Source organism: Streptomyces sp. NPDC091209 (genome assembly GCF_044757755.1).
Taxonomy (GTDB): Bacteria; Actinomycetota; Actinomycetes; order Streptomycetales; family Streptomycetaceae; genus Streptomyces.
This window is the reverse complement of sequence record NZ_JBIVVR010000011.1, coordinates 295675-320011: the sequence shown is the minus strand read 5'-3', so window position 1 is coordinate 320011 and position 24337 is coordinate 295675. Positions and strand designations below refer to the sequence as shown.

Annotated in this window: 20 protein-coding genes and 1 riboswitch; of the genes, 11 read left to right on the top strand and 9 right to left on the bottom strand. The window is 70.6% G+C overall.

The features are described 5' to 3' along the window. Positions 1-43 precede the first annotated feature (43 nt). From ACIQRL_RS30270 to ACIQRL_RS30250, 5 genes are all read right to left on the bottom strand, one after another. Entirely contained in the window at positions 44-1063 is a 1020-nt protein-coding gene (locus ACIQRL_RS30270) for a class I SAM-dependent methyltransferase (RefSeq protein WP_401337439.1), read from the bottom strand. Beyond that, complete coding sequence (locus ACIQRL_RS30265) at positions 1060-2418, bottom strand: dipeptidase (protein ID WP_401337437.1); 1359 nt, start codon at positions 2416-2418, stop codon at positions 1060-1062. Before ACIQRL_RS30265 ends, ACIQRL_RS30270 begins: the two co-directional genes overlap by 4 nt. 87 nt (positions 2419-2505) lie before the next feature. After that, the gene (locus ACIQRL_RS30260) at positions 2506-3843 is read right to left on the bottom strand and encodes an MFS transporter (RefSeq protein ID WP_401337436.1); all 1338 of its coding nucleotides are present in this window, start codon (positions 3841-3843) and stop codon (positions 2506-2508) included. Continuing rightward, positions 3840-5075 carry an ATP-grasp domain-containing protein gene (locus tag ACIQRL_RS30255; RefSeq protein WP_401337434.1) on the bottom strand — a complete coding sequence of 412 codons (1236 nt, stop codon included), beginning with the start codon at positions 5073-5075 and terminating at the stop codon, positions 3840-3842. The genes ACIQRL_RS30260 and ACIQRL_RS30255 overlap by 4 nt, the downstream gene beginning before the upstream one ends. Before the next feature lie 28 nt (positions 5076-5103). Continuing rightward, the gene (locus ACIQRL_RS30250) at positions 5104-6396 is read right to left on the bottom strand and encodes an ATP-grasp domain-containing protein (protein ID WP_401337432.1); all 1293 of its coding nucleotides are present in this window, start codon (positions 6394-6396) and stop codon (positions 5104-5106) included. A 418-nt stretch (positions 6397-6814) separates the two neighbouring features. On the opposite strand from ACIQRL_RS30250, the gene ACIQRL_RS30245 reads away from it, so the two are divergent. The 6 genes from ACIQRL_RS30245 to ACIQRL_RS30220 all read left to right on the top strand — a co-directional run bounded on the left by ACIQRL_RS30245 (position 6815) and on the right by ACIQRL_RS30220 (position 13522). Beyond that, on the top strand, positions 6815-8074 hold the full coding sequence (locus ACIQRL_RS30245) for a hydroxyacid-oxoacid transhydrogenase (protein WP_401337431.1): 1260 nt from the start codon (positions 6815-6817) through the stop codon (positions 8072-8074). Between the two features lie 44 nt (positions 8075-8118). Beyond that, a complete protein-coding gene (locus ACIQRL_RS30240; protein ID WP_401337429.1) occupies positions 8119-9585 on the top strand; it encodes an aldehyde dehydrogenase family protein in 1467 nt (488 codons plus the stop codon). Between the two features lie 176 nt (positions 9586-9761). After that, the gene (locus tag ACIQRL_RS30235) at positions 9762-10166 is read left to right on the top strand and encodes a response regulator transcription factor (protein WP_401337427.1); all 405 of its coding nucleotides are present in this window, start codon (positions 9762-9764) and stop codon (positions 10164-10166) included. 105 nt (positions 10167-10271) lie between these two features. Further along, the gene (locus ACIQRL_RS30230) at positions 10272-11246 is read left to right on the top strand and encodes a GlxA family transcriptional regulator (protein ID WP_401337425.1); all 975 of its coding nucleotides are present in this window, start codon (positions 10272-10274) and stop codon (positions 11244-11246) included. Positions 11247-11276: 30 nt separating this feature from the next. Continuing rightward, positions 11277-12326, top strand: a complete 1050-nt coding sequence (locus ACIQRL_RS30225; protein WP_401337423.1) for an aspartate-semialdehyde dehydrogenase — start codon at positions 11277-11279, stop codon at positions 12324-12326. Beyond that, a complete protein-coding gene (locus tag ACIQRL_RS30220; RefSeq protein WP_401337421.1) occupies positions 12323-13522 on the top strand; it encodes a hypothetical protein in 1200 nt (399 codons plus the stop codon). Before ACIQRL_RS30225 ends, ACIQRL_RS30220 begins: the two co-directional genes overlap by 4 nt. Positions 13523-13576: 54 nt before the next feature. On the opposite strand, the gene ACIQRL_RS30215 is transcribed toward ACIQRL_RS30220, so the two are convergent. The 4 genes from ACIQRL_RS30215 to gcvT form a co-directional block, all read right to left on the bottom strand. Then, positions 13577-14944 (bottom strand): L-serine ammonia-lyase, encoded by a 1368-nt coding sequence (locus ACIQRL_RS30215; protein WP_401337419.1) that lies wholly within the window; start codon positions 14942-14944, stop codon positions 13577-13579. 162 nt (positions 14945-15106) lie between these two features. Next, on the bottom strand, positions 15107-16369 hold the full coding sequence (gene glyA, locus ACIQRL_RS30210; RefSeq protein WP_401337417.1) for a serine hydroxymethyltransferase: 1263 nt from the start codon (positions 16367-16369) through the stop codon (positions 15107-15109). Between the two features lie 11 nt (positions 16370-16380). Continuing rightward, the gene (gcvH, locus tag ACIQRL_RS30205) at positions 16381-16758 is read right to left on the bottom strand and encodes a glycine cleavage system protein GcvH (RefSeq protein ID WP_401337415.1); all 378 of its coding nucleotides are present in this window, start codon (positions 16756-16758) and stop codon (positions 16381-16383) included. Positions 16759-16942: 184 nt separating this feature from the next. After that, a complete protein-coding gene (gene gcvT, locus ACIQRL_RS30200) occupies positions 16943-18091 on the bottom strand; it encodes a glycine cleavage system aminomethyltransferase GcvT (RefSeq protein WP_401337413.1) in 1149 nt (382 codons plus the stop codon). A 147-nt stretch (positions 18092-18238) separates the two neighbouring features. Then, positions 18239-18335: riboswitch (glycine riboswitch) on the bottom strand. A 175-nt stretch (positions 18336-18510) separates the two neighbouring features. Between gcvT and ACIQRL_RS30195 the strand changes: the two genes are divergently transcribed. The 5 genes from ACIQRL_RS30195 to ACIQRL_RS30175 all read left to right on the top strand — a co-directional run bounded on the left by ACIQRL_RS30195 (position 18511) and on the right by ACIQRL_RS30175 (position 24330). Beyond that, positions 18511-19179 carry an AAA family ATPase gene (locus tag ACIQRL_RS30195; RefSeq protein ID WP_401337411.1) on the top strand — a complete coding sequence of 223 codons (669 nt, stop codon included), beginning with the start codon at positions 18511-18513 and terminating at the stop codon, positions 19177-19179. A 63-nt stretch (positions 19180-19242) separates the two neighbouring features. Beyond that, complete coding sequence (locus ACIQRL_RS30190) at positions 19243-20016, top strand: enhanced serine sensitivity protein SseB (RefSeq protein ID WP_401337410.1); 774 nt, start codon at positions 19243-19245, stop codon at positions 20014-20016. Positions 20017-20243: 227 nt separating this feature from the next. After that, complete coding sequence (locus tag ACIQRL_RS30185; protein ID WP_401337408.1) at positions 20244-21044, top strand: enhanced serine sensitivity protein SseB C-terminal domain-containing protein; 801 nt, start codon at positions 20244-20246, stop codon at positions 21042-21044. A 476-nt stretch (positions 21045-21520) separates the two neighbouring features. Next, a complete protein-coding gene (locus ACIQRL_RS30180) occupies positions 21521-22519 on the top strand; it encodes an ABC transporter permease (RefSeq protein ID WP_401337406.1) in 999 nt (332 codons plus the stop codon). 38 nt (positions 22520-22557) lie between these two features. Further along, a complete protein-coding gene (locus ACIQRL_RS30175) occupies positions 22558-24330 on the top strand; it encodes an ABC transporter substrate-binding protein (RefSeq protein ID WP_401337404.1) in 1773 nt (590 codons plus the stop codon). Positions 24331-24337: the final 7 nt, after the last annotated feature.

Below are 24337 nucleotides of genomic sequence, written 5' to 3'. Positions count from 1 at the left end.
GTCGGGCCGGGGCGTCCACCTCCGGCCCGACCGGTGCCCGGCCTCAGGGAACCTTCCGGCCGATCGCGAGCACCGCCGTTCGCGGCATCGTGCACGTCCACGCCCGGGCGGTGGTGTCGTACACGACGGAGTACGTTTCCAGGGACCCGTCCGCGCGCTCGTCACGGAAGATCGTCTTGGCCAGCTCCACCGTGTGGCGAGGGGCGTCGGCCGGGTGCCTCCGCTCGATGCCGGTGAGGCCGTACATGTCCAACAGATAGCGCCCCAGCTCCAGTTCGGCCTCCGGGGCGGTGGCCGCGGTCGCGACATAGGGATCGGCCATCTCGGTCACCTCACCCGACTCGAAGCCCGCCTTCGTCAGATAGCCCCACAGCTCCTCCCGGGTGAAGTGGTCGAAGGCGTGGCCGGTGCGCGAGTACGGGTCGACCACGTCCCGGAACCAGGCGTCCATCGGGGACCCGACGAGGAAGTCGTGGAGCAGCAGCACGCCGCCGGGCCGCAGCACCCGGTACGCCTCGTGGACGAGCTCGGCGCGGTCCTCGGCGGCGATGTGGTGGGATCCGTAGGCGACCAGGACCGCGTCGACACTGCCGTCCCGCATGAGCAGCCGGTCGGCGCGCTGCACCAGCGCCGGGCAGTTGGCCGCCCAGGCCGCGCGCACCATGTACGGGGACGCGTCGCAGGTCAGCAGGGACAGGCCGGTGAGGCGTCGGGCGTTCGCGACCCTGCGGAGCAGACCGTCGCCGCCGAGCACGTCCACGACGACGGCGGGCCGGTGGTCGGCCCGGGCCGGCACCAGGGAGAGCAGGTGCTGGATGCCCTGGGCGCGTGCGGTGAGGTTGCGGGCCTGCGCGCGGATGTAGGAGGCGCCCCTGCCGCCGTCCTCGTCCTCGCCGAAGTCGTCCTTGAGGTCGGCGGTCCGGGCCAGCCGACGGGCCCAGGCCCGGGCCCGTTCCGGGTCGACGCACGCGTGCAGGTCGGGTGCCGCCCGGCCCAGTCGGTTCAGGTGGTCCGCCATGTCGGCCTCGCCGAACCGTACGTGACGTTCCGTCAGATCGGTCACGAGCGCTCCTCCGTGGGCTCCAGGAAGAGAGCGAGGGCGAGTGCCATGCGTTCGATCTCCTCCGGGTCCACGCTCTCGTCGGGCGCGTGGATGAGGCACTGGGGCTCCTCGACGCCGATCAGGGCGATCTCGGCGTCCGGGAAGGTCTCCTGCAGCGCGTCGCAGGTGGGGATCGAACCGCCCTGCCCCGCGGTCGTCAGCTCGCGCCCGAACGCCTCCCGCATCGCCTCGGCCAGCGCCGCGTAGGCGGGGCCGTCGGTACGGGCACGGAACGGGCGGCTGGAGGAGAGCCGGACGGTCTCCACGTCGACCTGCCAGGGGGCGCTCTGCGTCAGGTGCGCGCTGAGCGCCCGCCAGGCGGTGTCGGGCTCGGTTCCGTAGGGGATGCGCAGATTGAGCTTGGCGGTGACCTCGCCGAGCACGGCGGGGGCCGAACCGACCACCGGCGGGCAGTCGATGCCGACGACGGTCAGGGCGGGCCTGGCCCACAGCATGTCCGCCACGCTGCCGTCGCCCACCAGGCGGACGCCCTCGCGCACCCCGATGTCCTGGCGGTAGCGCTCGGCCGGATACTCCGCGCCCTGCCAGCGCCCGCTGTTGTCCAGGCCGTCGACCGTGGTGTTGCCGTCGGCGTCGTGCAGCGTGGCGAGCATCGCGATCAGCGCGTTGAGCGGGTCGGGGGCGGGACCGCCGAAGGAGCCGGAGTGGACGGGGCCGGCCAGCGAGCGAACGGTGACGGTGGCGTGCACCACGCCCCGCAGGTCGGTGGTCGATGTGGGCACGCCCGCTTCGGAGTTGCCCGTGTCGCACACCAGCACCGTGTCGGCGTACAGGAGTTTGGGGTTCTCGCGGATCAGCGCGGCGAGGCCACCGGTGCTCTGCTCCTCGGCGCCCTCCGAGATGACCTTGATGCCGACGCCCAGCCGGGTCAGGTCGCCGAGCGCCCGCAGGGCGGTGAGCTGCATGACGATGTTGCCCTTGCAGTCGGCGGCCCCGCGCCCGTACCAGCGGCCGTCGGCGCGCTCGGTGAGGGTCCAGACCGGGGTGGTCCAGGCGGGTTCGTCCAGCGGCGGCTGCACGTCGTAGTGGCTGTAGAGGAGGACGGTGGGGAAGCCGGGGGCGGCCGGCAGATGGCCGAACACGGCCTTGCTGCCGTCCGGCGTGTCCAGCAGGCGCATGCCGGGGATGCCGGCCTCGGTGAACAGCCGTGCGACCAGTACGGCAGCACGCTCGCACTCTTCCACGGGGTACTGCCGGGGGTCGGCGACGGACCGGTGCGCGACGAGGTCCCGCAGGTCCTCCTGAGCCCGGCCCATCAGTTCGTGCACCCGTGCGCGCAACGCCTTGGGCGGCATGCGGCCTCCTTCTCGGTCGGTGGTTTCGGATGTTCCGGGTCGTTGCGTACGAGCACCCGAGGCGCGCGGACCTGGTCCGCGCGGCGGTCAGCCGGACGCTGACGGCGTGTCGGCGGGGGACGGCGTGCCGGCCGGCGCGGGCTCGGGGGTCCGGCGCCGTTCCACCTCGCCGGCGAGCGAGCGGCGCACCACGCGGGTGCCCGCCCCGTACCCGATCCCCACGAGGGCCAGCACCAGCCAGAAGAGGGTCAGCGCGCCGTGGCCGGCGGCCAGGTCGAAGCCGCCGCCGACGAAGCCGCCGAGCATGCCGCCGACGCCCCAGGCCATGGTGGAGTAGCCCAGATAGAGGCCTGTACGGCCCTCGGTGGCGAGGCCCGCGACGACCGCGTCGACCACGCCGCAGAACAGTGACTCGCCGATCGAGGTGACGATGACGGCGGCGACGATCGGGCTGATCCCGTCGACCGAGCACAGCAGCCAGCCGCCGCCGAGCAGCACCCCGGACGCGATGAACATGTCGAGGCGGCCGATCGTGGAGCGCTTCTCGATCCGGGAGCCGAGGAGCCACACGGTCAGCATCACCACGACGGCGTTGCCCGCGGTGAGGAAGCCGACCAGGTCGGAGGAGAGCTTCTGGTGGACGACGGTCAGCGGCAGCGCGACCCGGTACTGGGTGATGAGGAACCAGCCGCCGACCGCGAGCGAGCAGAAGATCATCAGCGGGCGGTCACGCAGCGCCTCGGCCATGGCGGCGGCCTTGATGGGCGCCGCGTTCGTGGCGTGCAGACCGCGCAGCAGCACGGCGGAGGTCACGGCGAAGGCCAGATGCAGCGCGGCCGCGATCAGGAACCCGGCCTTCATCGCGCCCCCGGCCATCAGCGCGGTGCCGATCAGCGGGCCGATCAGGGCGGCCCCGTTGATGGACACGTAGTAGCGGCTGAGGTTGGCCGCGACCCCGCCGGACTTGCTGGAGGCGAGGACACTGCGGGCGCCGTTGTTGTTGAGGGAGCCGCCGACGCCGAGCAGGGCGACCGCCGCGCCCCAGACGCCGACGCTGCCGCCCGCCACGGTGAACACGACGTACGCGCCCGCCTCGACGGCGAGACCCAGGGTCAGGATCCGGGCGGCACCGAAGCGGTCGCTGACCCAGCCGGACGGGATGCCGAGCCCGCGCCGGGTGAACTCCATGACGGCGAAGAGCAGACCCGTCTGGAAGCTGCTCAGTCCCTCGTCCTTGGTCAGGTGCACCGCGAGGAACGGCACGACCATGAAGAAGCCGATGTTGGTGGTGAAGCGGCCGAGGATGACGACGTAGGCCGGACCGCGGCCCGTGACGAAACGGCCGGTCCGCGCCTTCGGGGTGTGCTCCGCGTCCGCTCCGGGGGTCCCGGCGAGGGTCACCCCGTCTCCCTTCTCGGAGGTCACCGCGCCACCTCTCCGTCGGTGTGTATGACGATCCTGGCCGCCGCCGCCTCGGCCGCGTCGGCCGCGGCCTTGGGGTCGGGGCCCGCGGCGACGACATGCCCGGCCCGGTTCCAGGAGTCGCCGAGCGACGCCAACCGGTCTCCCACTGCGGGGAGTTCACCGACACGGATCACACCCTCCATGGCCAGGGCCTCGGCCAGGCCCGTCACCTCGGTGACCCGGCCTGGCCGGGGGGTGAGGTAGCGGATCGAGGCGCCGCCCGCTTGGCCGGCGGCGGGACCCGGCAGTACGCCGTGGGCGAGGGCGAGGACGGCGCCCTGCAGCATGTCGATGCCGGTGACGTGGTGCACCAGCTCCCAGATCTGGTCGCCGCCCTGCCGGGCGTTGATCTCGACCACGGTGGCACGTTCGCCGTCCTCGGCGAGCATGACCTCGGTGTGGCAGGGGCCCCAGGCGTAGCCGACGGCGTCCAGGGCGTTCAGCGCCGCGTCGACGATCGTCCGGTACCGGGCGGCCGGCAGATCCGCGGGCAGGTCGTGGCCGGTCTCCACGAAGTGCGGGCCGCCCGAGGTGTGCTTGCGGGTGACCGCGAGGACCCGGTGGCGCCCGGCGGCCGACAGGGACTCGACGCTGAACTCCTGGCCGGTGAGGAACTCCTCGGCCAGCACGGTGGACGCGGACTCGCCCTGCGGCCAGGCGAAACCGGTTCTGGCACCGCTGGTCCAGGCCCATGCCTTCGCCAGCTCCTCCTCCGTACGCACGAGATGCACGCCCGTTCCGCCGTTGCCGTCGACCGGCTTGAGGATCACGCCGGTCGGGCAGCGGCGGAGCAGTGCGCGGGCCTCGTCCGCGGTGGCGCACACCTGGTGGGCGACCGTATCGAGGCCGTGGTCCCGCAGGTGCCCGCGCATGGCGGCCTTGTCCTGGGTCAGGGCGAGCGTGGTGGGCGAGTTGCCGCGCGCGCCCAGTGCCTCGGCCACCACGCTCGCCGGGCGCAGGGAGAGTTCGGTGAGCCCGAGCACCGCGTCCACCGGGCGCCGGGCGTGCACCTCGCGGGCGACGGTGAGCAGCGCGTGCGGGTCGGTGAAGTCGGCGTCGACCACCGCGAGGGCGAGCGACTCCTCCAACGCCCGGTCCCCGCCCGGGCGGTGGACCACGGTGAGGGCGACCGGCAGGCCGACGAACTTGCCGAGGATGTCGTGGCGCGGACAGATGAGCAGAAGGTGGGGCACAGGGGCCCCGTAGTGCCGGCCTTGCATGTCAGGCGGTCCCCCCGGTGTCGGCCGCGTCCTGCGCGGCCGCGTTCCACGCTCGTTCCAGCTCGCGGATGCGGGCCGAGTCCTTCTCGATGGCGTCCCAGTCGTCGGCGCCCTGGATGACCCAGCCCAGGCTGGTGGTCACGTCGTTGGTGAGCGGCATCTCCCGGCCCTCGGGCGGGATCGACAGGGAGAACGTGGTGGGCAGGTCGGCGATCGCCCGGAGGATCTCCATGTTCCGCACGGGGCCTGCCTGGTCCGAGCAGAGCCAGAGCGTACGGACCTCTTTGACGAGCTCGAAGGACGGGACGAACTCCCCGTCGAGGACGTGCCGTACGGTGCGCTCGATCTGGTTGTCGCCGGTGGCGAGGGAACCGGAGATCATCATGCAGCTTCCCGAGTAGCGGGCGGCCAGTTCCACCAGGCGGGGGCCGTCCGCCGTCATGATCGCCTCCGCGTGGGTGGAGCCGTTGCGGATGCCGACCGCGTCGGCGGCACGCATCACGTAGGGGGCGAGGACCGCCACGTCGGGGTGGTCCGGGGCCAGGAAGTCGGCGATGTCGTAGATGCCGATGCGGGGGCCCCGGTCGTGCTTGGCGTAGACACAGGTGTCGACCAGACCGTGCCGCCCGTCCACCGAGTACAGGTCGACGATGTATTCGGGCCCCTCGAGGAACTCCTGCACGATGACGGTGTCGTTGCGGAGTTCGAACCCGTTGACCTGGCCGAGGATGTGGGTGAAGTAGCCGAGCCACTCGCCGCCGGCCGGCACGAAGTGCACGTTGTCGGTCCCGGCGCTGTGCGGCGGCTTCAGGATGAGCGGCCGGTCGGTGAGCCCGTTGGCCTCGATCCAGGCGGCGGCCTCGGCGGGGTCGGCGGTCGACAGGGTGAGCGGCCCGGAAACTCCGGCACGCTCCAGGGCGAGTGCCATCTCCCCTTTGTGACGTTGGGCCTTGGCGCTGCCGGGTACGTTCTGGAACTGCGGCATGAGGCGTTCGACGAGCTTGGCGGCGAATTCCACACCGCTCTCGTTGCCGGTGACGATACCCACCGGGTCGTATGATTCGACGAGTTTCACCATGGCCTCGAAGTCGCCGTCGTAATAGTGCACGGCCTCGAAGTCGTCGGGGTACCAGATGTTCTTCTTGACGAATTTCGCCAGAGGCTGTGGGGTGCTCATGACGGTGACCGGCAGCACGCCCCGGGCCCGGAAGGCGCTGGCGAAGCCCCGGTCGTCTCCGTCCCTGATGTGGTAGCCGTCTACGACGATCACGTGCCGCCGCCCAGTGGACTTCATGACTCAACTCTGCTGGCCGGAGTACCCGCGGCGACAGTGGCGGAACGGACACACAGCCACGATTTACTGCCAGTCGGCGCCCTGGGGCAGGGGTACCGACTGCGTGCCGCCGGGGCGCGTACCGGGGTGTTGGTCCGCCCGCTTCCGAAATGCGCCACTGGTAGGGATTGAGCCGTTTCTGTCATAGGGCAAGGGACCTATGGCGGGACCCAGGGCGACTGGCTACTGTGGCCCTCGCCCGGTCGAAAATGTGAGTGAAGGCGACGTCGATTTCGCCGAGTCGGCCGATACGTCTGGGCGCGTCGCCGTTCGCCGTGTCATTTTCTCGGTCGGATTTCCAGATCAAGCCAATGAAGGCGGGGGACGGACTGTGGAATCGCTCGGGTGGAGTGGAGAAGCGCCGGAGCATGAACGAATAGTGAGCTGGCAGGCTCCACCGCTGAAATTCGGTGTCGGCGCCACCCGGGAAATCGGTCATGAACTGCGCAGGGCCGGTATCGCGTCGGTGCTGCTGGTGACCGATCCGGGCCTGGCAGGTCTCGGCCTGCCGGCACGCGTGGCCAAGCAGATCGAGCAGGACGGCATCTCGGTCACCCTGTTCGACCGGGCCCGGGTGGAACCCACCGACGAGAGCTGCGCCGAGGCGGCCCGTGAACTGGAAACCCTGCAGGTGGACGGTTACGTCGGTCTCGGCGGCGGCAGCTCGATCGACACCGCCAAGATGCTGAACCTGCTGCTCAGTTACCCCGGCCGCCCGGTACGCGACTACCTGAACGCGCCGATCGGCGCCGGAGCCCCGGTTCCCGGCCCGCTCAAGCCCCTGGTGGCGGTCCCCACCACGGCCGGCAGCGGCAGCGAGTGCACCGCCATGGTTGCCCTCGGCGTCACGGGCCTGAACGTGAAGACGGGCATCAGCGACCTGCGGCTGATGCCCTCCCTGGCGGTCGTCGACCCGGCGAACACCCTGACGCTGCCCCCGGCGGTCACCGCCTCCTCGGGGTACGACGTCCTGACGCACGCCTGTGAGTCGTACACGGCCCGCGCCTACGACCGGCGCCCCCCGTACCCCACGCCCGGGGACCGTCCGTTGTACATCGGCGCCAATCCGATCAGCGACGTGTGGGCGCAGCAGGCCCTGGAGCTGGTCGGCCGCTACCTCAGACGTGCCGTCCTCAACTCGGCCGATCTGGAGGCCCGTACCGGAATGAGCCGGGCGGCGAGCTTCGCGGGGATGGGCTTCGGCAACGCCGGAACCCACATTCCGCACGCCTGCGCCTATCCCATCGCCGGGATGGTGCGTGACTACCGGCCGGACGGGTACGAGGTCGACCACGCGATGGTGCCGCACGGGGCGGCGGTCGTCTCCACAGCGGCGGCGGCCTTCGAGTTCACGTACCCGACGTCCCCCGAACGTCATCTGCGCGCCGCCGAGTTGCTCGGCGCGAATCTCAACGGTGTGACCGAGGCGAACGGTTCGGACGTTCTTCCGGCCACGCTGCTGAGCATCGTGGCGGACACCGGAGGGCCCGCCGGGCTGCGGGACTTCGGCTACTCCACCAAGGATCTGCCCGAACTCGTCGAAGGCGCGCTCAAACAGCGGCGGTTGCTGGTCTGCTGCCCGCGTGACGTCGCCGCCCGCGATCTCGAGAGAGTGATCGCCGGTTCGATGACCTCCTGACACCGAAGCAGTGCGGCCCCCACGCCAAGGAGCTGGATGCACCCGTGAGTGATGCGTCAAAACCGGAGGTACCGGAGTACACGGCTGTCATCGCGGGGAAGCAGGTTCCCACGGCGCGGTGGATCGACGTCCTCGATCCCTCGGACGCCCGCCGCGTCGCCCGCGTCGCCCGCTGTGGCCCGGCCGAGGTCCGGGCGGCCGTGGAGGCGGCCCGCCACACCTACGAGACGGTGTGGCGGTTCGCCACACCGGTGGAGCGCTCCCGTGTCTGTCATCGCATCGCCGAGGCCCTGCGCGCCCGGCGCGAGGAGCTCGCCGCACTGGAGACGCTCGACACCGGCAAGCCGCTCAGCCAGTCGCTGGTCGACGCCGACGTCGCCGCCCGGTACTTCGACTTCTACGGCAACGCTGTCGAGGCGCTCGGCGGCGAAACGATCCAGCAGCAGCCGGGCCGGCTGGCCTTCACCCTGCGCGAGCCCTATGGCGTGTGCGGGCACATCATTCCCTGGAACTACCCGCTGCAGATCGCGGCCAGAACCCTGGCACCCGCCCTCGCGGCCGGAAACTGCTGTGTCCTCAAGCCGGCCGAGGACGCGCCGTTGACCTCGCTCCGGCTGGCCGACATCGTTGAGGAAGCGGGACTCCCGACGGGGGCCCTGAACATCGTGCCGGGCTACGGAGCGGAAGCGGGCGCCGCACTCGCCGCGCATCCCGACCTGGACCGCCTGGCCTTCACCGGTTCGCGGGAGGTCGGCGAAGCCGTGATGACCGCGGCCGCGCGCACCATCGTGCCGGTCACCCTGGAGCTCGGCGGGAAGTCCCCGCACCTCGTGCTCCCCGACTACGACGCCGCCCGTGCGGTGCCGCAGATCGTGGAGTCGATCACCGAGCACGCGGGGCAGAACTGCTCGGCCGGGAGCCGGCTGCTCGTCCACCGGTCCGTTCACGACGAACTGGTGGACGCGCTCGTCGAACGGTTCCGTGCCCTGACCATCGGGCCGGGGGCGAGCGATCCCGACATGGGACCGCTCATCTCCGCGAAACAGCGCGACAGGGTGCTCGGCCACCTGGCCGAGGGCCGACGGGACGCCGTGGTCCGGACGGGCGGCGGGGTCCCCGAAGGGCAGAAGTACGGCGAGGGTTTCTACGTGGAGCCCACCATCCTCGATCAGGTCACCCCGGAACACCGGGTGTTCAACGAGGAGATATTCGGTCCGGTCCTGTGCGTATCGGTCTTCGACTCGCTGGAAGAAGCGGTCGGACTCGCGGAACACACCACGTACGGACTGGCGGCCGGAGTGTGGACGTCCGACGTGACCACCGCCCACTGGCTCGCCCAGCGGCTCCGGGTGGGGCAGGTGTTCGTGAACAACTACAGCGCGGCCGGGGGAGTCGAGCTGCCGTTCGGCGGCTACCGGCGCTCGGGAATCGGAGTGGAGAAGGGGCTGGAGGCGCTGCGCGAATACACGCGGTGCAAGACGGTGGCGATCCACGCGGAGCTTCCTTCCTGACCCGTCGCGTCGGTTTTCCCGCAGACCCTCAGCCCTACGGAGAAGTGCGGTTCGGTCAATTCACATCGGTGGAGGGAGTTCATCTGATGTCGCCTGTTGTGCGCGGGTCGGTCGAGGAGTTGAGGGGGCGCCAGTGCTGCGAGGTCTGTGGGGCGCCGAGGCAGCCCGTGACGGCCTTGGCCGAAGGCGTCGCCAAGGTGCACAAGGCCCTGGGCGAGGCACAGGACGCCCTGGAGGCACAGGAGCAGCTGATCGAGGACTTACGGGCCGACGGCCGCCGGACGTCCCTCGCCGCCCCGCCGCCCTCCGAGGAAGCGCTCGCGACACGGGAGGCCCTCTCCCTGCTGACCGCGCGTGAACGGCAGATTCTGGTGCTCATCGCCCAGGGAAATTCGAATCGGCGCGTGGCCAAGGAACTTGGCATATCCGAGAAGACGGTGAAGAACCATTTGTCCGCGGTCTTCATGAAGGTCGGTGCGTCCGATCGAACGCAGGCCGTCGTCATGGGTATCCGCAGCGGGATCGTGTCCATCGGCGGGCCCGTCAATGGTGTGTCTCCGCCCATGAGCGCGAGTGAGTGAATCACCACCGCTTCGGGGTCCATGCCGTGAGTATGAGGGCTGATCCGGCCAGGGGACAGCAGAGGGACTGTCAGAACTCCATGTATTACTGCCACATTGGAAAACATGCTGAAGAACGTAGCCGCGGTCCTGCTCGACAACGTCCATCCCTTCGAGCTGGGTGTCGTATGTGAGGTATTCGGGATCGACCGCCAGGAAGAGGGACTGCCCGCGTACGACTTCGCTCTCGTCGCCGCGGAATCCCCGTCGGTCCGGGCGGTGCCGGGGTTCACCATCAGCACGCCCTACGGACTCGACCGGCTGGAGGAGGCCGACCTCATCGCCATACCGGTGGGGGACGACTTCCACACCCGCGACTTTCCGCCCGCTCTCCTGGAGGCCCTGCGCCAGGCGGTGGCCCGGGGGGCCCGGGTGGTCAGTGTCTGTGTCGGCGCCTTCGTCCTGGGGGCCGCCGGGCTGCTCGACGGACGGCGCTGCACCACCCACTGGCGGTATGCCGACGCACTCGCCGAGCGCTATCCCAAGGCCCATGTCGAACCGGGAGTGCTCTACGTCGACGAGGACCCGATCCTCACCTCGGCCGGCACCTCCGCGGGGATCGACGCCTGCCTCCACCTCGTGCGCAAGCTGCAGGGCAGCGACGTCGCCAACGCCATCGCCCGGCGCATGGTGGTGCCCCCGCACCGGGAGGGCGGCCAAGCCCAGTACATCGAACGGCCGGTGGCGCAGTACGGGGAGGACGGTGTGCGCGAGGTGCTGACCTGGGCCGAGCGACACCTGGACCAGGAGATCAGCGTCGAACAGCTCTCGGCGCGGGCCTGCATGTCGCCGCGCACCTTCGCCCGCCGGTTCCGGGCGGAGACGGGGACCACCCCCTACCGGTGGCTGCTGGCCCAGCGGGTGCTCAGTGCCCAGCGGCTGCTGGAGAACACCGACGAGACGATGGAGGCGGTGGCGGCCCGTACGGGGTTCGCCAACGCGGCCGCCCTGCGCTACCAGTTCGTGCACTTCCTCAACACCACGCCCAACGCGTACCGGCGTGCCTTCCGCGGCCGGTCACCCGACACGACCACGCACTGAGCCCCCGCGCGGGGCGACAGGAGGACGGGAATGCTGCGCATCGCGGTAGTGGGCGCCACCGGAGCGGTGGGCCGGGAGTGCCTGGCCCTGCTCGACGGCGGGATCGTGCCCGTGGAACAGGTCGTGCCCGTGGGATCGGCGCGCAGCGTCGGCCGGGACCTGGGCACCGAACTGGCGCTGTCCCTCCCCGTGGCGGACCTGGTCACCCTGGACGAACTGGATCCCCGAGGTCTGGATGTCGCCATTTTCTCCGCGGGCGCGGAGGTGAGCGCCCGGGAGGCGGAGCGGCTGGCCGCGGCCGGGGTCCTGGTCGTCGACAACAGCTCCGCCTTCCGGATGCGGCCGGACGTGCCGCTCGTCGTCCCCCAGGTCAACCCGGGGGCTCTCGACGGCCGGCCGGCGTCCGGCCTCGTGGCCAACCCCAACTGCTCGACCATCCAGCTCGTGCGCGCCCTGCATCCGGTGCACGAACTCGCGGGCCTGGAGAGCGTCGTGGTGGCGACCTACCAGGCGGCGTCCGGCGGCGGAGTGCGCGGTCTGCGGGAACTGGCGGAGGGCTCCAGGGACATCCTGGACGACCCGCGTGCCGAGGGCGTCCCCGGCGGGCGCTTCGGGCAGCCGCTGTCCTTCAACCTCGTCCCCGAGATAGGGCTGCAGGACGAGACGGGGTTCACGCACGAGGAACGCAAACTCGTCCGCGAGCCACGCAGGATCCTCGGCCTGCCGGACCTGAGGGTGAGCGCCACCGCGGTACGGGTGCCGGTCTTCGACTGCCACTCCGAGGCCGTGCACCTGCGGCTGCGCGAGCCGGTCACGACCGCGTCCGTCGAGGACGCCCTGGCCGCGACGCCCGGCCTGCGGGTCTACCGCCGGACGCAGACCCCCTCGTACCCGATGCCCCGTACCGTCTTCGCCCGGGCCGGGGAACGGGCCCTGGTCCATGTCGGCCGTATCCGCGTCGAGCCCGAGGACGACCGGGCGGTGGCGCTGTGGGTGGTCGCCGACAACCTGTGGGTGGGGGCCGCGCTGAACGCGTTGCAGATCGTGGAACTCGCCCTGAAGAACGGGTGGCTGGGATGACGGGCCGTCCCGCGCCGCGGCGCCGTCCACTGGTGCTGAAATTCGGCGGCTCCGCCTTCGCCGACCTCGACGGCTACCACCGCGTGGCCCGGTACGCGGTGCGCCGCAGCACCGAGGACGGGCGCCCGCTGGTCGTCGTGGTGAGCGCGATGTCCGGTACGACGGGCCGACTCCAGCAGACCCTGGACGCCGTGACCGCCGACCCGCCCGCCGACGCCGCGGCGATGCTCCTGACCGCCGGCGAGACGGTCAGCGTCGCCCTGCTCGCGGCGGCGCTCGGCGCCGCGGGTGTGCCCGCGTGCCCGCTGCCGGCGGCGGCCACCGGGCTCCTGGCCGAGGGGCCCGGCGACCGGGCGGAACTCGTCTCCGCCGGTCCCGAGGCGCTGTCCAGGGCCCTGGCCGACTGCCCGATCGCGGTCGTGCCCGGCGGACAGGCCGTCGACGCGTCCGGGCGGACCGTCATGCTGGGCCGCAACAGTTCGGATCTCTCGGCGGCGGCGACGGCCGCGACGCTGGGCGCGGACACGTGCGAGCTCTTCTCCGACGTGCCCGGTGTGTGCACCGCCGACCCCTATCTGGTGCCGGAGGCGCGCACCCTTGCCCGGATCAGCTACGAGGGAGTGCGCCGGATGTCCCGGCACGGCGCCAAGGTCGTCCACGAGGGCGCCGTGGACTGGGCGGAGCGCGGAGGGGTGCGGCTGCTGTGCCGTCCCTTTCCCTGGAGCGAGGGCCCGGACGGCGGGACCGCCGTCGGGACGGGTCCGGAGGCGGCCGCGGTCGTCGTCCACAAGGACAGCGACGTGTGGTGCTTCCGGTCCGGCCGGGAACGCCGGGCGGTCGGGGGGCGGCTGCGGGCCGAGGGCCTGACGGTCACCGAGTTCGACACCGCGAGCGAGGCGTGTCTGACGGTGCCGGCCGGAGCGCGGGGCGCGGCCCCGCATCTGCGGACCGCGCGCCGCCTCGACGGCCTGCGGCTGGTCACCGCCCTGCGGGCGGACGGCCGGGCCGAACACACGCTGGTGCCGCGCTCCGACGCCGCGGCCGAGGCCCGCCGGCTCCACGGCCTGCTGTACCCGGACCCCGCCGGCACCCCGGGACCGGCCGTCCCCCCGCCGGCCAAGGCCCGTTCCCCGCACAGCGACGTCCTGGTCGGCTCGGGCCCGGCGCCTGACCCCGAGAACAAACGACCGGACTGACCGGGGCGGGGCCGGGCGGCCGCCCGGCCGGGCCGACCGGTCAGGCCCTCCGCCTCAGCACTCGATGATGTTCACAGCCAGCCCGCCCCGGGCCGTCTCCTTGTACTTGACGCTCATGTCGGCGCCGGTCTCCTTCATGGTCTTGATGACCTTGTCGAGGGAGACCAGGTGGGAGCCGTCGCCGCGCATGGCCATCCGGGCCGCCGTGACGGCCTTCACCGCGGCCATGCCGTTGCGCTCGATGCAGGGGATCTGGACCAGGCCGCCGACCGGGTCGCAGGTCAGGCCGAGGTTGTGCTCCATGCCGATCTCGGCGGCGTTCTCGACCTGCTCGGGGCTGCCCCCGAGCACCTCGGCGAGCGCGCCGGCCGCCATCGAGCAGGCCGAGCCGACCTCGCCCTGGCAGCCGACCTCGGCGCCCGAGATGGAGGCGTTCTCCTTGAAGAGCATGCCGATCGCCCCGGCGGCGAGCAGGAACCGTACGACACCCTCCTCGTCGGCGCCGGGCACGAAGTTGATGTAGTAGTGCAGCACCGCCGGGATGATGCCCGCCGCGCCGTTGGTGGGGGCGGTGACCACCCGGCCGCCCGCCGCGTTCTCCTCGTTGACCGCCATCGCGTAGAGGGTGATCCACTCCATCGCGTGGGCCAGCGGATCGCCCTCGGCGCGGAGCTGGCGGGCCGAGAGGGCGGCGCGGCGGCGGACCCTGAGGCCGCCCGGCAGGATGCCCTCGCGGGCCATGCCGCGCGAGACGCAGGCCTGCATGACGCGCCAGATGCCGAGGAGCCCCTCGCGGATCTCCTCCTCGGTGCGCCAGGCCCGCTCGTTCTCCAGCATCAGGGCGGAGATCGACAGCCCGGTCTCCTTGGTGAGCCGCAGCAGCTCGTCGCCCGTGCGGAACGGGTACTTCAGGACCGTGTCGTCGAGCTTGATGCGGTCCTCGCCGACCGCGTCCTCGTCGACCACGAAGCCGCCGCCGACCGAGTAGTACGTCTTCTCCATGACGAGCTCGCCCGAGGCGTCGTACGCGAAGATCGTCATGCCGTTCGCGTGGTACGGCAGGGCCTTGCGGCGGTGCAGGACCAGGTCGTCGTCGAAGTTGAAGTCGATCTCGTGCTCGCCGAGCAGGTTGATCCGGCCCGAGGCCTTGATCTGCTCGACGCGCTCGTCGGCGCCCTCCACGTCCACCGTCCGGGGCGAGGCGCCCTCCAGGCCGAGCAGCACCGCCTTGGGGGTGCCGTGGCCGTGGCCGGTCGCGCCCAGCGAGCCGTACAGCTCGGCGCGTATCGCGGTGACGGGGGCGAGCAGCTCTTCGTTGCGCAGCCGCCGGGCGAACATGCGCGCGGCGCGCATCGGGCCCACCGTGTGGGAGCTGGACGGGCCGATGCCGATCGAGAACAGGTCGAAGACCGAGATGGCCACGGGAACTCCTAGGTGGTTTCGCCGGACGCCGTTGTCCGGCGGAGGTGGTGCGGGACCGCATGGAACGGGGCACCGCGCTCTTCCAGTGTGCGCGGTGCCCCGGATGTCCGTACGAAAGGAACCGTACGGGTGAATACAACGTATGACAGAAAGCCTACGGAACTACTTCAGGCCGGGGTACAACGGGTGCTTGTCGGCCAGAGCGGACACGCGGACCTTCAGGCCCTCCACGTCGTAGGCCGGCTTCAGCGCCTCGGCGATGATGTCCGCGACCTCGGTGAAGTCCTCGGCTGTGAAGCCGCGGGTGGCGAGGGCGGGCGTGCCGATGCGCAGGCCCGAGGTGACCATCGGCGGGCGCGGGTCGTTCGGGATGGCGTTGCGGTTGACCGTGATGCCGACCTCGTGGAGGCGGTCCTCGGCCTGCTGCCCGTCCAGCTCGGAGTTGCGCAGGTCGACCAGGACCAGGTGCACGTCCGTGCCCCCGGACAGGACGTCCACGCCGACGGCCTTCACGTCGTCCTGGACCAGACGCTCGGCCAGGATGCGCGCGCCGTCCAGCGTGCGCTGCTGGCGCTCCTTGAAGTCGTCCGAGGCGGCGACCTTGAAGGAGACGGCCTTGGCGGCGATCACGTGCTCCAGGGGACCGCCCTGCTGGCCGGGGAAGACCGCGGAGTTGATCTTCTTGGCCAGCTCGGCCGTCGAGAGGATCACGCCGCCGCGCGGGCCGCCGAGGGTCTTGTGGGTCGTCGTCGTGACGACGTGGGCGTGCGGCACCGGGTTCGGGTGCAGCCCCGCGGCCACCAGGCCCGCGAAGTGCGCCATGTCGACCATGAGGTACGCGCCGACCTCGTCGGCGATACGGCGGAACTCCGCGAAGTCCAGCTGCCGCGGGTAGGCCGACCAGCCGGCCACGATCAGCTTCGGCCGGGACTCCTTGGCGAGGCGCTCGACCTCGGCCATGTCGACCTGGCCGGTCTCGTCGCTCACGTGGTACGGGACCACGTTGTAGAGCTTGCCGGAGAAGTTGATCTTCATGCCGTGGGTGAGGTGCCCGCCGTGCGCGAGGTTCAGACCCATGATCGTGTCGCCCGGCTTGAGCAGCGCGAACATCGCGGCCGCGTTGGCCTGGGCGCCCGAGTGCGGCTGCACGTTCGCGTGCTCGGCGCCGAACAGCGCCTTGACCCGGTCGATGGCGATCTGCTCGACCACGTCGACGTGCTCGCAGCCGCCGTAGTAGCGGCGGCCCGGGTAACCCTCGGCGTACTTGTTGGTCAGGACCGAGCCCTGGGCCTCCATGACCGCGACCGGAGCGAAGTTCTCCGAGGCGATCATCTCCAGGGTGGACTGCTGGCGGTGCAGCTCGGCGTCGACGGCGGCCGCGACGTCCGGGTCCAGCTCGTGAAGGGGGGTGTTCAGAAGCGACATGCGGTGACTCCTCAGCCGGCGGTGAAGGCGGTGTACTCGTCGGCGGACATCAGGTCCTCGGGCTCGCCCGCGACGCGCACCTTGAACAGCCAGCCGCCCTCGAAGGGCGCGGAGTTCACGAGCGACGGGTCGTCCACGACGTCCTGGTTGGCCTCGACGACCTCGCCGTCGACCGGGGAGTACAGGTCGCTGACCGACTTGGTCGACTCCAGCTCGCCGCAGGACTCGCCCGCGGTCACCGTGTCACCGACCGCCGGGAGCTGGGCGTAGACCACATCGCCGAGCGCGTTGGCCGCGAACTCGGTGATGCCGACCGTCGCGACGCCGTCCTCGGCGACGGACAGCCACTCGTGCTCCTTGCTGTAGCGCAGCTGCTGGGGGTTGCTCATGACCTGAATTCTCCTGTACGCGGTGGAGTGCTGATGGAAGGAAGCGTGGGTGACCCGGGCGGATGTGCCCAGGGTCACGTCCGGCGCCCGACGGGCTCGCCCGTCAGTGCCGGAGCCCGACGGGCATCCGTGTCATGTCCGGCCCTTGCGGACCGGTGTCACGTCCGGCCCGTGCGGACCAGTGTCACTTCTGGCGCTTGTAGAACGGCAGCGCCACGACCTCGTACGGTTCGTGGCTGCCCCGGATGTCCACACCGACACCCGCGGTGCCCGGCGCCGCGTGCGCGGCGTCGACGTACGCCATGGCGATCGGCTTGCCCAGCGTGGGGGAGGGGGCACCGGAGGTGATCTCGCCGATCACCTTGCCGTCGGCGACGACCGAGTACCCGGCGCGCGGCACGCGACGCCCCTCGGCGATCAGGCCGACGAGGACCCGCGGCGGCTCGGAAGCGGCACGCTCGGCGGCTTCGGTCAGCGCCGCGCGCCCCACGAAGTCGCCGTCCTTCTCGAACTTCACGACCCGGCCGAGACCGGCGTCGAAGGGGGTCAGCGAGGTGGTCAGCTCGTGCCCGTACAGCGGCATGCCGGCCTCCAGGCGCAGCGTGTCGCGGCACGACAGACCGCAGGGGACCAGCCCGGCCGGGGTGCCCGCGTCGGTCAGCGCCTGCCACACCTTCTCGGCGTCGGCGGGGGCGACGAACAGCTCGAAGCCGTCCTCACCGGTGTAGCCGGTGCGGGCGATCAGGGCCGGAACGCCGGCCACCGTGCCCGGCAGGCCCGCGTAGTACTTCAGGCCGTCCAGGTCCGCGTCGGTGACCGCCTTGAGGATGCCGGAGGACTCGGGCCCCTGCACGGCGATCAGCGCGTACGCGTCACGGTCGTCGCGCACCACGGCGTCGAAACCGGCGGCGCGCTCGGTCAGCGCGTCCAGCACCACCTGGGCGTTGGAGGCGTTGGCGACGACCATGTAGTGAGGAGACGGGGCGTGAGAGGAACCGGCTTCGTGCTCGGCGAGGCGGTAGACGATCAAGTCGTCCAGGATGCCGCCGTCCTCCTGGCAGATCATGGTGTAGCGGGCGCGGCCGACGCCGACGGTCGCGATGTTGCCGACCAGCGCGTGGTTCAGGAGAGCGGCGGCCTCGGGGCCGGTGACGGTGATCTCGCCCATGTGGGAGAGGTCGAAGAGGCCGGCCTTCGTGCGGACGGCGAGGTGCTCGTCGCGCTCCGAGCCGTAGCGCAGGGGCATGTCCCAGCCTGCGAAGTCGGTCATCGTCGCGCCCAGCGAGCGATGCAGGGCATCGAGCGCGGTGTGACGGGGTGCGGTGCTGCTCATCGGTCTGGCTCCCAAGGCATGACGGCGAGGTCGTTCCTCCCCATCTGTCATCGGAACCTGAGAGGTTCATCAAGACCCCACGAAACGGTGGTCCTGATTTGCACCTTGGGTGGAGCCACCGGTGAGTGGCCCGCTTTTCAGATGTGCCTCGCCCGCGCGGTAACGGGGCCTGAGAGATTCAAGGGAGGGACTTGCTCCTTCGGCGCCCGGGTACACGTACCCAGGACTCTCCCGCGCGGATTCAAGCGGCCGGTATGCAGTTGGCGCGGCCATCATCGCACGCGCCGTCCGATCCCGGCAGCCCGGCATCTGTAACCGGGCTGTGGCAGTCCGCGCATGAAAAGGGGAAGCGCCGGGCATTACCTTCTCTTTACAGTCGACGGGGATGGGACTCCACACCCAAGGGGAGGACGGTCACGGTGAACAGGACCACGGCGTACGCGACGACCTCGGGTCTCGCGCTGCCCGAGCAGCCCGGAGCACCGGCCCGGGAGGCGCGCGGCCCGCATCCGGCGCCCGTCGTGCGGGATCTCCGCGACCGGCTCGGACACAGTCCGCACGGTCTCCGCTTCGGGGCGCGCGACCTCGTCGTGGTCACCGGACTGCCCGGCAGCGGCAAGTCGACGCTGATGCGGCGGGCCGTGCGGGGCGCGCGCGTCGACTCGCAGGACACCCGCGACCGCTGGGACGGCCGGATGGCCCGCCATCTGCCGTACGCGTTCTACCGTCCCCTCGTCCGCCTCGCGCACTACGCCGGCCTGCGCCGCGCGCTGCGGGGCGGCGGCGGACTCGTCGTGCACGACTGCGGTACACAGGCCTGGGTGCGCCGCTGGCTCGCCCGCGAGGCCCGGCGCCGGGGCGGCGCGCTGCACCTGGTGCTGCTCGACGTCACGCCGGGCACCGCACGGCGCGGGCAGCGCGAGCGCGGCCGGGGCGTCTCGCGCTACGCCTTCGCCCGTCATCGCGGCGCGGTCGCCCGGCTGCTGCGCTCCGCGGAGAGGGGAGACCTGCCTCCGGGGTGCGGCTCGGCGGTGCTCATCGACCGGGACGCGGCGGGCGTCCTGCGCAGGATCGACTTCGGCCACTGACCGGTTGCGGTGGCCCACTAACCTTTCCAGCCGGAACAGTGGTTCGAAGCGGGCGGTAGACAGATGGACTTTCCGGCACAGGCGCACCCCCATCCGCACGGCGGTTGGCCCGGCAACGAGCTGGAGGAGGTGTTGTCCTCCTCCCTCGGCATGCCCGCGGGCCCCTCGTCGGCCGCTCGTATCGTCGAGGTGCTCGGCCGCAGCTTCGTGTGGGTGCCGCTGCCCAACGGCGGCGGCCCGCAGAGCGGTCCGCTCGATCTGCCCACGATGGACCTCGGGGGCCAGGTCTACGTCCCGGTCTTCAGCTCCGAGGAGCAGTTCCGCCAGGTCACCGGCGGTCACATGTCGTTCACGATCGCGCCCGCCGTGGAGTTCGCCCGCGGACTTCCGCCGCAGGTCGGCATCGCGGTCAACCCGGACGGTGTGGTCGGCGTACCGCTGCCCCCGATGGCCGTCGCCGAGCTGTGCCGGGCCGGGCGGACCCCGCTGGACGGGGCGGGCGGTGGCCGGGTGCGGCTCTTCGAGCCCGACTGGCAGGAGGACCCGATGGACTTCCTCGCCGCGGCCTCGGCCGAGTTCGCCGGGACCGGCGTCGTCCTGAGCGCCCGCCGCTGTCTGGCCAGCATCGAGGGCGACGATCCGGTCATGTTCATCGGTGTCGAACTCTCGGTGTGGGAGGGCGAGGCCCGCGCCCTGCCCCTCGACGCGCTGGGCCGGGCCCTCGGCCGCGTCCCGATGAACATTCCGGTGAACCTGGTTCTCCTCGACGTGACGCAGGATCCGGTCGGCGACTGGATGCGAGCCCAGGTGCGCCCCTTCTACCAGCACGGTCTCTGAACGCCGCCCGCTCCGGGGCGCCCGGGAGACCGTGCGCCCGGCCGCGCGGGGCCCGCGGCGCCCCGCACGCGGCGGGCCGGCGCTCTCGACGGCTTCCCCCGGCGGAGCGCGAACGCCGCATAAGCTGGTTTCATGGCCTGGTCGAGGTGTTGACGCATGTTCGTAACCGGCGCCTCGGGCGTAAGGGATGAGTTCGTCGTGAATTGTTCGCGAAGGGGCGGTTGAGGGTGAGCGCGTCGGGCACGGCCGCGGCCGGGCAGGTCGAGCACATGCTGCGCCAGGTGACTCCCGGGCGTTACGACGCCTACGAGGCGCTCCTTCGCGCGCTCGCGACCCCGTCGTCCGGCCAGGTGTGGATGCTGCTCTGGCACGGCCAGGCCGGCTCTCCGGACGCCCAGTACGGGAACATGCAGGTGGAGGGCTTCGGGTACGCGCCCTGTGTCACCTCGGCCCAGGAGCTCTCGGCCAGTGGCTGGAACCGCTCGTACGAAGTCGTGGACGGGCTGGACGTCGCCCGCACCCTGTACCCCGACCAGTTCGGCCTGTGGCTCAATCCACACGCCCCCGGCGGCGGTCTCGGCATCCCCTGGCTGGATCTGCGCCGGATCGCCACGGGCCTGGAGCGGCAGCCCGCGGGCCCGCTCCGGCTCTCCGAGCCCGGCATCGAAATCCCGCAGTTCTACGCCCTGTTGACCCAGAACGCGCATCTGACCCCGGCCGTGCGCTCGTTGCGCCGGGCCTGGGTGCAGCCCTCGCTCGGGGCGCCTTATCTGGCCATCGGCCTTGACGTGTACGACACTTCACCGCCCGCTGTGGACTCGGTGCGGGCGATGATGCAGCAGTCCATCGGCGCGGTCCCGGACGGGCTGCCCGTCTCCACCGTGGCGATGTCGGACGAGTTCGACCCGGTGGCGATGTGGCTGCGCGCCCATGCCCGGCCGTTCTACGACCGTGAGGCGCACGCGGCTCCCGCACAGGCGCCGATGGCGGGCGGCTACGGCTATCCGCCGGCCCGTGGCGGCTACTGAGGGCGTCCCGAATCCCGGACCTGTCGGATGCCAGTGCGAGTTCGGCTGGCATCATGACCCTGCACACGGCCTTCATATGTCGTGCGTCCCATGCTGCTGACCTGCGGGGAAGTGGGCGTTTGTGCCGAGTGTCCCGATTTGGTGGCACTTGAGACCGAAAAGACCCTTTTGGTCACTTTGGTGTCAATTGGCAACCGTCCGGATCCTGTTACCCACTGTTCGGATAACGGAATCCCTCAACAAGCATCACGGTTGCGCATACTTTCCCCATGAGGCCTGGCACCCGATCGTGGCGGCACTGAAGACTCCCCCAACAGACACGGGGTCTTCGGTCCTGTGAGCGAATGCAAGTCGAATCATCAGCCGGGCCATCGGGCCGCACCACCTGCGGTCAACTTCCCGGCGAGCAAGTGAACCAAGCCGCAGACAGCGGCAGGCGTAGGCCGGTCACCACCGGCGAGAGGGGTCGGGTCACTGTGACCGCACCGATCGAGACCACCGCGGCGGCAACGGAAGCGCAGCCAGAGGCTGTGCTTGCCGGGGTCGGCAAGGGGCAGATCGAGGGCCGTTCCCTGGGACAGATCGCCTGGACGCGCTTCAAGCGCGACAAGGTGGCGGTCGCCGGCGGTGTCATCGTCGTACTGCTCATCCTGCTGGCGATCCTCGCCCGGCCCCTCCAGTCGATGCTGGGGCTGGACCCGAACGCCTTCCACCAGGACCTGATCGACCCCAACACCTCGCTGCCCACGGGCGGTTCGGGTGGCATGAGCGCGGACCACCCGCTCGGAGTCGACCCGAAGTTCGGGCGCGACCTGGCCACCCGCATCCTGGAGGGCTCCTGGGTGTCGCTGGTGGTCGCCTTCGGCGCCACCATCCTGTCGAACGTGATCGGCGCGATCCTGGGCGTCGTCGCGGGCTTCTACGGCGGGCGGGTCGACTCGATCATCAGCCGCCTGATGGACACCTTCCTCGCCTTCCCCCTCCTGCTCTTCGCGATCGCCATCTCCGCCACCCTTCAGGGCGGCGCGTTCGGCCTCGAAGGGCTCCCGCTCCACCTGAGCGTTCTGATCTTCGTGATCGGCTTCTTCAACTGGCCCTACCTGGGCCGGATCGTCCGAGGCCAGACGCTCGCCCTGCGTGAGCGGGAATTCGTGGACGCCTCCCGCGGTATGGGCGCCAGGGGCCCGTACATCGTGTTCCGGGAGCTGCTGCCCAACCTGGTCGGCCCGATCATCGTCTACTCGACGCTGCTCATCCCGACCAACATCCTCTTCGAGGCGTCCCTCAGCTTCCTCGGGGTCGGCATCCAGCCCCCGCAGGCGTCCTGGGGCGGCATGCTCAGGGATGCGGTCACCTACTACGAGGTCGACCCGCAGTTCATGATCGTGCCCGGCCTCGCCATCTTCGTGACCGTCCTCGCGTTCAACCTGCTCGGCGACGGTCTCCGCGACGCTCTCGACCCGCGCAGCCGTTGATGTCTGACGGACACCGAGAGATCACCAAGTTTCCGACAATGGAGGGGAACCCGCCCATTATGCGAAGGTCAGCGCTGGCCGCTATAGCGGCCATCGGCTCCGCGAGTCTGCTCGTTGCAGGCTGCAGCAAGGCCGATGACAACAAGAACGACGGCACCGCCAAATCAGCTGGGGCCAACGCAGCAACCACGGGCGTCGTCAACGCCTCCACGAAGAAGGGGGGCACGGTTACGTACGAGTACTCCGATGTCCCGGACTCCTTCGACCCGGGCAACACGTACTACGCGTACATGTACAACCTCAGCCGGCTGTACGCCCGCCCGCTGATGACGTTCCAGCCCGGCGCCGGTCAGAAGGGCAACACCCTTGTCCCCGACCTCGCGGCCGGCAAGGGCGTCCCGAGCGACGGCGGCAAGACCTGGACGTACAAGCTGCGTACCGGCCTGAAGTACCAGGACGGCACGCCGATCACGTCCAAGGACGTCAAGTACGCGGTGGAGCGCTCGAACTTCGCGCGTGACGTGCTCTCCCTCGGCCCGAACTACTTCCAGCAGTTCCTCGTGGGCGGCGACAAGTACCAGGGTCCCTACAAGGACAAGAGCGGCAAGGGCCTCGACTCGATCGCGACCCCTGACGACACGACCGTCGTCTTCCACCTGAAGACCGCGTTCCAGGAGTTCGACTACCTGGTCGCCTCGCCGCAGACGGCTCCGGTCCCGCAGGCCAAGGACAACGGCGTCGACTACGTCAAGAACATCGTGTCCTCGGGCTCGTACAAGTTCCAGAGCTACTCGGACGGCAAGCAGGCCGTCCTCGTGCGCAACGAGAACTGGGACGCGAAGTCCGACCCGCTGCGCAAGCAGTACCCGGACAAGATCGTCGTCAACCTGAAGGTCAACGCCGAGACGATCGACAAGGACGTCCTCGCGGGCGACGCGATCGACCTCGGTGGTGGCGGTGTCCAGGCCGCGACCCAGGCGCAGCTGCTCACCTCCGCCGACAAGAAGGCCAACACCGACAACACCTACGGTGGCCGTCTCGTCTACATGGCGATCAACACCAAGGTGAAGCCGTTCGACAACGTCGCGTGCCGCAAGGCCGTGCAGTTCGCGATCGACAAGGTCTCGGTGCAGACCGCCGAGGGCGGCCCGATCCGCGGCGACGTGGCCTCCACGGTTCTCCCGCCCGACATCCCGGGCTACGCCAAGTCGGACGTCTACGCGTCCGCCGGCAACAAGGGTGACGCGGCCAAGGCCAAGGACCAGCTCAAGGCCTGTGGCAAGTCGACCATCAGCACCAACATCACCGCGCGCAGCGACCGCCCGCAGGAGATCGACGCGGCCACCGCGATCATCGCCTCTCTGAAGGCGGCCGGCATCAACGCCACCCTGAAGCAGTACCCGTCGGGCAAGTACTTCACCGACTACGCGGGTGTCCCGAAGTTCACCGAGAAGCAGAACATCGGCCTGATCATGATGCAGTGGGGTGCCGACTGGCCCTCCGGCTACGGCTTCCTGCAGCAGATCCTGAACGGCAGCGCGATCGGCGCCTCGGGTAACACCAACCTGTCGCAGTACGACAACAAGGACGTCAACGCCCTCCTCGAGAAGGCGATCGGCACGCAGGACGACACCGCGCGCAACGGCCTGTACACCGAGATCGACAAGAAGACCATGGACGACGCCGTCCTCGTGCCGCTGACCTACTTCAAGGTTCTGCTGGCCCGCCCGCAGTACGCGACCAACCTGGTCTCCACGGCGGCCTTCAGCGGTCAGTACGACTACCTCAACATCGGCACCACGAAGAAGTAGCAGCCCC

Coding starts and splice junctions, on each gene's coding strand:
- ACIQRL_RS30230 (WP_401337425.1), top strand. CDS start 10,272: ATGCTGAAGAACGTAGCCGCGGTCCTGCTCGACAACGTCCATCCCTTC.
- ACIQRL_RS30220 (WP_401337421.1), top strand. CDS start 12,323: ATGACGGGCCGTCCCGCGCCGCGGCGCCGTCCACTGGTGCTGAAATTC.
- ACIQRL_RS30250 (WP_401337432.1), bottom strand. CDS start 6,396: ATGAAGTCCACTGGGCGGCGGCACGTGATCGTCGTAGACGGCTACCAC.
- glyA (WP_401337417.1), bottom strand. CDS start 16,369: ATGTCGCTTCTGAACACCCCCCTTCACGAGCTGGACCCGGACGTCGCG.
- ACIQRL_RS30265 (WP_401337437.1), bottom strand. CDS start 2,418: ATGCCGCCCAAGGCGTTGCGCGCACGGGTGCACGAACTGATGGGCCGG.
- gcvT (WP_401337413.1), bottom strand. CDS start 18,091: ATGAGCAGCACCGCACCCCGTCACACCGCGCTCGATGCCCTGCATCGC.
- ACIQRL_RS30175 (WP_401337404.1), top strand. CDS start 22,558: ATGGAGGGGAACCCGCCCATTATGCGAAGGTCAGCGCTGGCCGCTATA.
- gcvH (WP_401337415.1), bottom strand. CDS start 16,758: ATGAGCAACCCCCAGCAGCTGCGCTACAGCAAGGAGCACGAGTGGCTG.
- ACIQRL_RS30190 (WP_401337410.1), top strand. CDS start 19,243: ATGGACTTTCCGGCACAGGCGCACCCCCATCCGCACGGCGGTTGGCCC.
- ACIQRL_RS30225 (WP_401337423.1), top strand. CDS start 11,277: ATGCTGCGCATCGCGGTAGTGGGCGCCACCGGAGCGGTGGGCCGGGAG.